The 11634-nt window shown below is 49.5% G+C and carries 12 protein-coding genes; 11 read left to right on the forward strand and 1 reads right to left on the reverse strand.

Going from position 1 to position 11634, the window contains the following annotated elements; all coding sequences use genetic code 11:
- Window positions 1-77 precede the first annotated feature (77 nt).
- From ACSHWX_RS06190 to arsH, 9 genes are all read left to right on the forward strand, one after another.
- Complete coding sequence (locus tag ACSHWX_RS06190; protein WP_435667325.1) at window positions 78-1886, forward strand: gamma-glutamyltransferase family protein; 1809 nt, start codon at window positions 78-80, stop codon at window positions 1884-1886.
- Window positions 1887-1981: 95 nt separating this feature from the next.
- Entirely contained in the window at window positions 1982-3133 is a 1152-nt protein-coding gene (locus ACSHWX_RS06195) for an NAD(P)/FAD-dependent oxidoreductase (protein WP_435667326.1), read from the forward strand.
- A gap of 9 nt (window positions 3134-3142) precedes the next feature.
- Window positions 3143-3490: a RidA family protein gene (locus ACSHWX_RS06200; protein ID WP_435667327.1), complete on the forward strand. Its 348-nt coding sequence runs from the start codon at window positions 3143-3145 to the stop codon at window positions 3488-3490.
- A gap of 150 nt (window positions 3491-3640) precedes the next feature.
- Window positions 3641-5299: a 4Fe-4S dicluster domain-containing protein gene (locus ACSHWX_RS06205; RefSeq protein ID WP_435667328.1), complete on the forward strand. Its 1659-nt coding sequence runs from the start codon at window positions 3641-3643 to the stop codon at window positions 5297-5299.
- A 76-nt stretch (window positions 5300-5375) separates the two neighbouring features.
- On the forward strand, window positions 5376-5756 hold the full coding sequence (locus ACSHWX_RS06210; RefSeq protein ID WP_435667329.1) for a GFA family protein: 381 nt from the start codon (window positions 5376-5378) through the stop codon (window positions 5754-5756).
- Between the two features lie 225 nt (window positions 5757-5981).
- Complete coding sequence (locus ACSHWX_RS06215; protein ID WP_435667330.1) at window positions 5982-7382, forward strand: MATE family efflux transporter; 1401 nt, start codon at window positions 5982-5984, stop codon at window positions 7380-7382.
- A gap of 51 nt (window positions 7383-7433) precedes the next feature.
- A complete protein-coding gene (locus ACSHWX_RS06220) occupies window positions 7434-7790 on the forward strand; it encodes an ArsR/SmtB family transcription factor (protein WP_435667331.1) in 357 nt (118 codons plus the stop codon).
- Window position 7791: 1 nt separating this feature from the next.
- Complete coding sequence (locus ACSHWX_RS06225) at window positions 7792-8196, forward strand: arsenate reductase family protein (protein ID WP_435667332.1); 405 nt, start codon at window positions 7792-7794, stop codon at window positions 8194-8196.
- Entirely contained in the window at window positions 8193-8921 is a 729-nt protein-coding gene (gene arsH / locus ACSHWX_RS06230) for an arsenical resistance protein ArsH (RefSeq protein WP_435667333.1), read from the forward strand. The genes ACSHWX_RS06225 and arsH overlap by 4 nt, the downstream gene beginning before the upstream one ends.
- 67 nt (window positions 8922-8988) lie before the next feature.
- Here the strand turns inward: arsH and ACSHWX_RS06235 are convergent, their stop codons facing one another.
- Window positions 8989-9414 carry a GFA family protein gene (locus ACSHWX_RS06235; RefSeq protein WP_435667334.1) on the reverse strand — a complete coding sequence of 142 codons (426 nt, stop codon included), beginning with the start codon at window positions 9412-9414 and terminating at the stop codon, window positions 8989-8991.
- Window positions 9415-9628: 214 nt separating this feature from the next.
- Here ACSHWX_RS06235 and ACSHWX_RS06240 point away from each other — a divergent pair, with 214 nt between their 5' ends.
- Both ACSHWX_RS06240 and ACSHWX_RS06245 read left to right on the forward strand, forming a co-directional pair.
- Window positions 9629-10072, forward strand: coding sequence for an NAD(P)H-dependent oxidoreductase subunit E (locus ACSHWX_RS06240; protein WP_435667335.1), 444 nt, complete (start codon window positions 9629-9631; stop codon window positions 10070-10072).
- Entirely contained in the window at window positions 10069-11628 is a 1560-nt protein-coding gene (locus ACSHWX_RS06245; protein ID WP_435667336.1) for a formate dehydrogenase beta subunit, read from the forward strand. Before ACSHWX_RS06240 ends, ACSHWX_RS06245 begins: the two co-directional genes overlap by 4 nt.
- Window positions 11629-11634: the final 6 nt, after the last annotated feature.

The raw sequence follows: 11634 nt of genomic DNA on the forward strand, positions 1-11634 counted from the left end.
AAAATTGAATTGGTACAACCATTTGTTGCATGATTAGAAAAACCCCGTAAAATGCTGGTTAAATGTTTGGGGGAAATATGAGTAATTTTACAACTCGTCCGGAAATTGTGGGCGACTTTGGTGTTGTCGCTTCGACGCATTGGATTGCATCTGGCGTTGGCATGTCCGTTTTAGAACGCGGGGGTAATGCTTTTGATGCGGCGGTCGCCACCGGATTCACATTGCAAATTGTCGAGCCTCATTTGAATGGCCCCGGCGGCGAAGTACCGATGTTGATTGCAAAGGCTGGCGAGGCGCCTCGTGTTGTTTGTGGGCAGGGCGTTGCGCCACAAAACGCAACGTTAGATGCCTATAAGTCGCTTGGGCTTGATATTGTGCCCGGTACTGGCTTTTTGTCGGCAGTTGTACCCGGCGCGTTTGACGCGTGGATGATGTTGCTGCTCGATTATGGAACTTTGCATTTGCGAGATGTTCTTTCGTACGCAGTAGGATATGCGCAAAGCGGTGTACCCTTGGTGCCGAATATCGTGGGCACTATATCAAAGGTGCAAGATCAGTTTAACGATCATTGGCCTAGTTCTGCTGAGGTGTTTTTACCGGGTGGACGCGTGCCAAAAGTGGGTAGTCGGTTTGCCAATCCAATTCTCGCGAAAACTTATTCGCGGATAATTGAAGAGGCGGAGACCGTTGGCGGAGACCGCGAGCAGCAGATCCAGAAAGCTCGGCAAATTTGGCGTGAAGGATTTGTCGCCGAAGCAGTCGATATGTTTTTTACCCAAAATGAAATGATGGATACGACGGGACGGCCTCAGCCGGGTTTTTTGACCGGTGCAGATATGGCGAGCTGGAGTGCTTCATATGAGGAGCCGCTAAGCTATCACTATAAGGGCTACGACGTGCTCAAAACGGGCCCATGGGGGCAAGGTCCTGCGTTTTTGCAACAACTTGCTTTGCTCAAGGGCTTTGATTTGGATGGAATGTCTCCGGATGATCCAGAGTTTGTTCACGTCGTTATTGAGGCGTCAAAGCTAGCATTCGCAGACAGGGAAGCGTTTTATGGCGACCCTGACTTTGTAGATGTACCAATGGAAACGTTGTTGAGCGATGCATACAATGATGAGCGTCGAAAGCTGATTGGTGACCAAGCATCACTGGAGTTGCGTCCTGGGCATGTTGAGGGCGCTGGCGGACCAGTTGTGAACCGTCCGTTGGGTGAAACGGAAGAGGGACGTAACAACAAGGATATTGGTGAGCCAACTGTGGCTCGTTTTGATGACTTGCCCACTGGAGCTGACGGGCGCACAAAGGGCGATACTTGCCATTTTGACATTATTGATCAATGGGGAAACATGGCCACCGCAACACCATCTGGTGGATGGTTGCAAAGTTCGCCGGTTGTGCCGGGGCTCGGATTTTGTTTGACCAACCGTGCGCAAATGTTCTGGCTGGATGAACGTTCTCCTACGTGCATCGCGCCGGGTAAACGCCCGCGTACAACATTGTCAGTTTCCATGGCGATGAAGGACGGGAAACCGGAGACCACCTTTGGCACACCGGGTGGCGATCAGCAGGATCAATGGTCATTGCATCATTTTTTGCGCTACGTGCATTTTGGGCAAAACCTGCAAGAAGCGATCGACGCGCCGGGTTTCCATACCAATCATTTTCCAAGTTCATTTTATCCGCGCGAGGCAGATGCTGGGCATCTTGTTGTTGAAGGGCGTTTCCCAAGTTCGACGATTGAAGAGCTTAAACGTAAGGGACACCGTGTGCAGGTGGATGGGGATTGGACGTTGGGTCGCATGACGGCGGCATCAAAAACGGATGGTTTCCTCAGGGCCGGTGCCAATGCTCGGTTTATGCAGGGCTATGCTGTTGGAAGGTAGGTTGTTTTCAGCGGTTTACAGGGCTGCCTGAAAAGTTAGATTCAATGACTTAATCCGATGATTCATGCTTGCTTTTTGCCTGACGGGTCGCAATCATGGACTCACAAAACAAACTGGTCTTTTTCGATATGAATCAGCAAACTGACATTTTGGTGATCGGCGCTGGCATTGCTGGCGCTGGTATCGCGGCGCAATTGGCGAAGTCAAAACGCGTGATCATTTTGGATATGGAGGAGCGTCCTGGTTATCATTCGACGGGTCGATCCGCTGCAATGTTTGCGATGAATTATGGCAATGATCCGATCAAAAAGCTCAATCGCGCTTCGTGGGAAATGTTCCAAAACTTGTCGCCGACGTTTTTTCCACACCCAGTTTTAGCGGATCGCGGTGTTTTGTATTATGCCAATGTAGACAGCAAAGCGCATTTGGATGAATTGATTGCGAGTGCTGATGACCTTGATTTTTTATCTGCTGCTGAAGCCAAGAAACTAGTTCCAATTATTGATGAGAATGAGTGTGCTGGTGTTGGGTTTGAGCGCGACGCGAAAGACTTGGATGTAGCAGCCCTGCATCAGGGGTGGTTGAAGGAAGCCAAAACGAACGGCGGAATTGTTGTTTGCGATGCGGGTGTTACCGCCGCTAAATATGTAGATGGCGTTTGGCAGCTTGAAACGTCGCAGGGTGTTTTTGAAGCGCCGATTGTGGTCAATGCCGCAGGTGCATGGGCAGATGAAGTGGCGCAAATGTTCGGGGTGGCTCCGGTCGGGTTGGTTGCCAAACGACGTTCAATTGCCACATTGCCGTCATCTCATCCTGAACAGTCGCACAAATGGCCGATGCTGCTTAGCGCAGTAGAAGACTGGTATATGAAGCCAGATGCGGGTAGTTTTTTGGTGTCGCCTGCGGATGAAGACCCTGTTCCACCTCATGATGTGTTCGTTGACGATATGGTTTTGGCTGAAGGCCTTTTTCGGTTTTCTGAAGCGACAACTTACGAAGTGACGCACGTTGATGGTAGTTGGGCTGGGCTTCGGGTCTTTACGCCCGATAAAACACCGGTATGTGGATATGCATCTGCGGTTGATGGATTTTTCTGGTTGGCAGGACAGGGCGGATATGGCATCCAAACATCACCCGCATTGTCATTGTTGGCCGCGCATATGGTTCTTAGAACAAGTTTGCCATCATTTGCCGATCAAGAATTGATAGACGATTTGTCGCCCAACCGGGCAACACTTACACAATAGGAAAAGATTATGAGTATTCAACGCATCAAACCCGGCACGCGCATGAGCCAAGCCGTTGTATTTGGCGACATGGTTTATCTTTCAGGCCAAGTTGGCAATGCTGGCGAAAACCCTGCTGAGCAAACAAAAACTATTTTGGCTAAAGTGGATGAATTGTTGGCTGCTGCTGGTACGTCAAAATCAAATGTGCTGAAAGCTGAAATTTGGCTTTCAAGCATGCAGTATTTCGGTGAAATGAATGCTGTTTGGGATGCTTGGATTGACCCAGTAAATCCTCCAGCTCGGGCGACTGGTGAAAGCAAATTGGCAACAAGTGATTTCTATGTTGAAATCATGATTACGGCTGCAAAAATCTAGCTGGCGAGCTCCGTATGATACGGTTTGGTGATCGTATTATGCGAAATGCTGATTTTGCGCATGACTGTTTTGTGTATAAAACATCGCTAGTTTGAATTGAACGGCCCGCTATCTGTGGGCCGTTTTTGAACATTTGTTAGGGGAATTGGAATGAGTGAAGTCGCACGCGAATCCATGGAATATGATGTGGTTATTGTTGGCGCTGGACCTGCGGGACTGTCGGCTGCAATTCGCCTGAAACAAATTGGTGGCGAGGATATTTCAGTTGTTGTGCTGGAAAAAGGCTCAGAAGTTGGCGCTCATATTCTTTCGGGTGCGATCCTTGATGTTACTGGCATCGATAAGTTGATCCCTGATTGGAAAGAGAAGGCCGCGCCAATTAAAACGGAAGTGACAAGTGATCATTTCAATGTTTTTTCAAAGTCTGGCGGCTTTACAATTCCACATATTCTGATGCCGCCACTATTGTCCAACAAGGGCTGCTATATCGTCTCCATGGGCAATGTTTGTCGATGGTTGGCGGAGCAGGCAGAAGCGATTGGCGTCGAGATTTTCCCGGGTTTTGCGGCTTCTGAATTGGTCTATGGTGAGCAAGGTGAGTTGGTTGGTGTTGTCGCTGGTGAGTTTGGCTTGAACCCAGACAGCACCCAAAGCGTGGGCTACGAACCGGGCATGGAACTGCGCGGCAAATATGTGTTGTTGAGTGAAGGTGCTCGCGGGTCACTGGCCAAGCAAGTCATCGCTAATTTCGAGCTCGATAAGAATGCAGATCATCCCAAATTTGGTTTGGGAATGAAAGAAATCTGGGAAATTGATCCATCCAAGCACAAGCTTGGGCATGTCGAGCATTCACTTGGATGGCCGCTGGGTAGCGAAGCGGGTGGCGGTTCGTTCATCTATCACCTTGAAGACAATCAAGTTTATGTCGGCTTCACGGTGCATTTGGATTACAAAAATCCATATGTGTTCCCGTATATGGCATTCCAACAATTCAAACATCACCCACAAGTCGCTAAGCTATTGGAAGGCGGTCGACGTACCGCCTATGGTGCGCGGGTGATCGCGAGTGGTGGCATTCAGTCTCTTCCTAAGTTGGTTTTCCCGGGTGGAGCGCTTTTGGGTTGCGCCGCTGGCACGTTGAACTTTGCGCGCCTAAAGGGCAATCACAATGCGATGTTGGGTGGAATTGCGGCTGCGGAAGCGGCAGCTGAAGCGTTGAAGGCTGGACGCCATGGCGACAAGTTGAGCAATTACGAAACCGAAATTCGCACTGGTGCAATTGCCAAAGAGCTAAACAAAGTCCGTAACGTTAAGCCGATGAGCTCCAAACTTGGGGCAGTGTGGGGGACGATACTTGCTGGCGCAGATATGTGGTTTGCGTCGCTGTTTGGTACACCATTGTTCGGTACGTGGGGACATTCGAAGTCGGACGCGATGGCGACGGAGCCTGCTGCTGGCCATCAAAAGATCGATTATCCGAAACCGGATGGAAAACTTTCATTTGATCGAACGACCAATGTCTCATTCAGTTTCACAAATCATGCCGAAGAGCAGCCATGCCATTTGAAGCTAGCTGATCCGAACCTGCCGATCAGCAAAAACCTGCCTGAATTTGATGAGCCTGCGCAGCGATATTGCCCGGCGGGTGTTTATGAAGTGGTGGAGCAATCAGATGGATCTGAGCCTAAGTTTGTGATCAACGCGCAGAACTGCGTGCATTGCAAAACGTGCGACATCAAAGACCCAGCTCGCAATATCACATGGGTAACGCCGCAGGGCGGCGAGGGGCCGAACTACCCAAACATGTAGGGTTGAGCGTCAATATTGAATTCACAAAATGGGCGCGTTAGAACGGAGCCTGTTTTGATTTGTCTGGAGAGTGATTATGCATACTGGAAGCTGTTTGTGCGGTGCCATCGAATTTGAAGTTTCAGGTGAATTGAACGCGCCTGATGGTTGTCATTGTGATGCTTGCCGTAAATCAACGGGGCATTTTCTTGTTTCAACAGATGTTAAAAAAGATGACCTGAAAATCAGCGGCGAAGAAAATATCAGCTGGTTTCAATCGTCGGAGAAAGTTCGACGCGGATTTTGCCTAATGTGCGGTTCAACCTTGTTCTTTGATGCGATATTTAAGGACTGGACTGGTGTTGCCATGGGGGCCTTTGACAAGCCAACTAATACGAAGATGGACAAACATATTTTTACGGCTGAAAAAGGCGACTATTACGACATCGCCGACGGTTTGCCGCAAAACGAGCATTGATTGGTCGATTGGCAAATTGGCCACAGCGCTAAGTCGAATTTGACCACTCAGTAAGAACTACTTGCCAATTGGACGAAGTGGTGCGATCCATATTTATGAATCGCGACTCCTTCGCGCCGGTAATCGTATATAAGCGGTTGTCCTTTTTGATGTTTGCTCGATGAAAACGAGCGCATGTCTGGACAATGAATAGTCTCTTGCCGGAGGTTTTTATGAGGTGAGATAATGTCTGACGCAAAAAACGTTCAGGCCACGCAGACCAATTGGCAGCGTGAGACGAAGACGACTTTAACGCTGGCATGGCCGCTAATCGCTGCACAGTTGGCGCAAATTGGCCTTGGCACAACAGACGTTATCATGATGGGGTGGCTCGGCCCCGAGTATCTGGCTGCAGGCACCGTCTCTTCATCTTTGATGTTCTTGTTTCTGATTTTTGGGATTGGCATTGTTACCGCCGTTTCACCCATGATGGCGCAGGCGATAGGTCGAGAAGACTTCATATCTGTGCGACGCACGGTGCGGCAGGGTTTTTGGGTTTCGCTGTTGTTCGCGACGATTCTTGTGCCGTTCATTTTACAGATCGAGTGGATATTCCAAGTGTTGGGGCAAGACCCTAAACTTGGCGCTTTGGCTGCGACTTATATTCAGTTTGCGGCGTTTCAATTCTATCCGTTTTTGCTGTTCACGGTTCTGCGCGGTTTTTTGTCCGCTCATGAAGATACCAAGATTGTTCTGATCGCGACCATCATTGGTATTTTTGTCAATGGCATAGGCAACTATGCGCTGATGTTTGGTAACTTTGGTTTCCCACGGCTTGAACTTGCTGGGGCCGGTATTTCCACCATTATTGTTCACTCGGTAACGTTTTTGTTTGGTCTTGGTTATGTGCTGGTGCGTCAAAAGTACCGGCACTACGAGTTGCTCATTCGGTTTTGGCGTCCTGATTGGCCACGCTTTATTGAAATTATCAAAGTCGGAACACCAATCGGTCTCATGCTGACCGCCGAAGTGGGCATGTTTAGCGTGGCCACTGTGATGATGGGCTGGTTGGGCACTCAGGAATTAGCCGCCCATGCTGTGGCTCTGCAATTGGCCTCGATCTCCTTCATGGTGCCACTTGGTCTATCGCAAGCCACAACCATTCGGGTTGGGTTGCAATATGGTCGAGGATCGTACGATGGCGTTGGTATTTCCGGCTGGACTTCGATCGCTCTGGGTACAGGATTTATGGCGATCACGTGTATGCTTTTTGTGCTGTTCCCTGATGCATTTGTCTCGCTGTTCCTTGATGCCGCAAAACCGGAAAACGTTGCTGTATTTGGGTTGGCTGCGTCATATCTAGCAGTGGCTGGATTGTTTCAACTTGTTGATGGTGCGCAAGCCATGGCAGCCGCTTCTTTGCGCGGACTGAGCGACACGAAGGTGCCGATGTATGCTGCAATATTTGGTTACTGGATTATGGGTATGCCAATCGCCTATTTGCTTGGCTTCGTGTTGGATATGCGCGGGGTCGGCATCTGGCTTGGGTTAGCAGGTGGGCTGACAATTGTTGCCGTCATTTTGAACATCCGTTTTTATTGGCGAGAGCGTCTGGGGTTGTTAAAACCACAAAAGGTTTCTCACTAAGCGTAGTGGTTTTTGGTTGCACGGTGATAATATATCAATTAATCATGATGTATGGATTCATTGAATGCAATTGGTGCTTTTTCCGCTCTTAGTCAGCAAACGCGGTTGGACGTTTTTCGTCGGCTCGTAAATGCTGGCGAAGAAGGCATGTTGGCCGGTGAGCTTGGTGACGCACTTGGCGTGCGCCAAAACACCATGTCCGCCAACCTTTCTGTTCTTCTTAATGCAGGCTTAGTCTGCAACCAGCGGCAAGGTCGCATGATACGCTACTTTGCGGATTTCGAGGTCGTGCGTGGTCTTTTGGGCTTCCTCATGCAGGATTGCTGCGGCGGTCAACCAGAGCTCTGTCAAACCGTGTTGGATGAAATCACCTGCCTAAATAAACCAGATAATTCTTCAAGGGACTAACATGAGTATCGTTATTCACCACAATCCTGATTGTGGCACCTCGCGCAATGTATTGGACATCATTCATGCATTTGCATATGAACCAACTGTCATCGAGTATTTGCAAACCGGATGGACACGCCAACAATTGTTGGGGCTGTTTGCAGCTGCAAACTTGTCGCCAAAAGATGCTTTGCGAACTTCAAAATCGCCTGCTGTCGAACTGGGGCTGACGCGGGACGATGTTACTGACGATGAGCTGTTGACCGCGATGGTTGAACATCCGGTTCTCGTCAACCGGCCAATTGTGTGTACCGCCAAAGGTGTGGCGCTTTGCCGACCTTCAGAGCGGGTTTTTGATCTGCTGGATGTGCCGTCGGGTAAATCATACACCAAAGAAGATGGTGAGGTCATTGTCGCGCCATGAGTGATTTTTTAGCTGATCCAATGTTCAACCTCACCAAAGATGCACTGCATCCAATCGATAAGGACGCATTGGGATTAGCTGGTGAGCCTGATCATGCACCGCGCATATTGATGCTTTATGGTTCTTTGCGGGAAAGATCATACTCCAAACTGATGACGTTAGAGGCGGCTAGGGTTTTGACAGCTCTAGGAGCAACGGTTCGCGTTTTTGACCCAACCGATTTGCCTTTAGTTGATGATGAAAATGCGACCCATCCCAAGGTGGAGGAGTTGCGTGACCTTTCGATTTGGTCAGAGGCACAGGTGTGGTGCTCGCCAGAACGACATGGTGCGATGACTGGGGTTATGAAAACCCAAATCGACTGGTTGCCACTTGCCCCGATTGGCGGTGTTCGACCAACTCAAGGCCGCACCCTAGCGCTCATGCAAGTGTGTGGAGGCTCGCAGAGTTTTAATACGCTCAATCAAATGCGCGTGCTTGGACGTTGGATGCGCATGATCACCATCCCCAATCAATCTTCCGTCCCCAAAGCATTTACAGAATTTGATGAAGACGGGCGCATGAAGCCATCCCCGTTTTACAACCGGATGGTTGATGTCATGGAAGAGCTGATGAAATTTACCGTTTTGACGCGGGGCCGTTCAGCATATTTGGTTGACCGATATTCTGAGCGTGTTGAGAGCGTTGAGGAATTATCAAAGCGTGTGAATATCCGGTCGATATAGAGAGGCTTGGATCAGCGCTAATTAGAGAATACTGCAACTGAAACACCACGTAATCATTTAAGGCGTTTCAATTGTCTGGTTTCCAATCCGGCTGGGTGGCAAACGACATGACGTCCGGTCCGAGTTGGTCCCAGTGTTTCTTATCGCGTTCAAATATGACGACCTGAACATCCAGTTCAGTGGCGTCGTCCATTGAGCCTAGTGAAAGCGTCAGATGGTCAGGTGTGCGTGAGTTTGTTCCGAATATTGGACTGCCACATTTTCCGCAAAAGGATTTCGTGACCGCTGATTCTTTGTCAGACTGATATCTGAATTCATTCAGTTTGCCATTCATTGTGACAGCCGCGATAGGGAACATAGCACCAATGGTGTGGCCAGTACCGCTTAGCCTGCGGCACTCATCGCAGTGGCATTGCGCAACAACGACTGGCTGCCCATCAACTTGGTAAGTAACCGCGCCGCAAAGGCATTTTCCAGAGTATTTGTTTTTCATTTTCTGGATCATACTGGTGGTCGGACGAAACACAACTAATAATCACGTAACTTTTGGCACTGCTGGAACTGCAGTTCTTCGCACAACAAAGCGCACCTAACCTTAAAGGGTCGTCATACTAATTGTTCTCCGTTGAAGCGGTTGAATTTGTCTTTGACGAAAGATTTACATCAACATGCTTGACCTTCGCGCCGCATTGAGGGAACGATTGGGTATGGAAAAGATTATCGAGGAGGCTCTTTCCGGTCATGTTGGAGAAACAGGTGGTCTAATCACCGGCTTACGTCATGTACAGGAAAGATGCGGGTTCGTGCCCAGCGACACCGTTAGGATCGCGGCAGAACTATTTAACATTAGCCAGGCAGAGGTGCGTGGCGTAATTAGTTTTTACGCTGACTTTCGCGACAAAAAGCCAGGTGAAAATCATGTCCGTCTTTGCGTTGCGGAGGCGTGCCAATCTGTTGGTGCGCGCGCGATAAAAGCAGACTTGGAACAACGGTTTGCCACAAAAATGGGCACCACAGATGAAAGTGGTTTTATCACGATAGAACCCGTTTATTGTTTGGGACTTTGTTCCTGCGCACCTGCGGCGGAGGTGAACGGCAAACTGATTGCTCGCGTCGATGGGCAACGGATTGCTGACGAGGTTGCTTCATGAGCAAACAAAAAGTGTTTGTGCCGCTTGATAGCGCAGCTGTGGCGTTGGGAGCGGACGAAGTTGCCGATGCAATTTCTAAGGAAGCTGAAACGCGTGGAATTGAGATTGAAATCGTGCGTAACGGGTCTCGCGGCATGCATTGGCTTGAACCATTAGTTGAAGTTGAAATTGACGGCAAACGCGTGGGCTATGGCCCGATTTCGAAAAGTGACGTTGCATCCTTGTTTGACGCAACTTTTTTGAACGGTGGCGCGCATGATAAAAATATCGGCGTGGTGGATGAGCATTCCTTTATGCGTGATCAGCAACGTCTGACGTTTGCTCGGTGTGGGCTGACCGATCCATTGTCATTCGCGGATTATGAAGCAAATGGTGGCGTTGTAGGCGCACGAAAAGCAGCTGCCGCATCACAAGCTGACATTGTTAGTGAAGTGAAGTCTTCCGGACTTCGCGGCCGAGGTGGCGCTGGGTTCCCGGCTGGTATCAAATGGGACACTGTTCAACGTGCGCAAGCCGATCAAAAATACATCGTTTGCAATGCTGACGAGGGTGACAGCGGAACGTTTGCTGATCGCATTATCATGGAAGGCGATCCGTTCCTTTTGATTGAGGGCATGGTTATTGCTGGGTTGGGTGTCGGCGCGACCAAGGGCTTTATCTATTTGCGCTCGGAATATCCAATTGCCGCACGAGTTTTGAATGAAGCGATAGAGATCGCCAAAGCCAATAATTTGCTTGGCGATGATGTATTGGGTTCAGGCAAAGCTTTCGATCTGACTGTGTTCATCGGGGCAGGTGCTTATATTTGCGGCGAAGAAACATCCCTTTTGGAAAGCTTAGAAGGCAAGCGCGGCGTCGTGCGCGCAAAACCGCCTATCCCAGCACTTGAAGGTTTGTTTGGTAAGCCAACACTTGTACACAATGTCTTGTCACTTTGTGCCGCGCCTTGGATATTGGCGAATGGTGGCGATGCTTATGCCAGCTACGGTCAAGGACGGTCTAAGGGAACTCTAGCGTTTCAACTAGCTGGCAACATTAAGCAGGGCGGTTTGTTTGAAACCGCGTTCGGTGTTAAATTAAGTGATCTCGTTGAAAAATATGGTGGTGGGACTCGTTCTGGCCGACCATTTAAGGCCGTTCAAATTGGTGGACCATTGGGCGCATATTTGCCCGAGCACATGCTCGAATTGCCAATGGATTATGAAGTAATGGCAGAAAATGGTGCAGGTGTTGGCCACGGCGGGATTGTTGTATTTGACGATAGTGCCGACTTGATGGCGCAAGCGCGTTATGCATTTGAGTTTTGTGCTGAAGAGAGTTGCGGCAAATGCACCCCATGTCGGGTGGGCGCTGTACGGGGCGAAGAGGTGATCGATAAGCTCGCTTCTGACACTGACTATGACGCAAACATGGTGCTACTAGAAGACCTTTGCGAATTGATGGTCGATGGCTCCCTTTGTGCAATGGGCGGTATGACCCCAATTCCTGTGATGAGTGCAGTTAAGCATTTCCCTGATGATTTTGCGCCGCGGGTTTCTCGCGAAGCGGCAGAATAGGAGATA

It is taken from the genome of Maritalea sp. (assembly GCF_051251695.1).
GTDB lineage: Bacteria > Pseudomonadota > Alphaproteobacteria > Rhizobiales > Devosiaceae > Maritalea.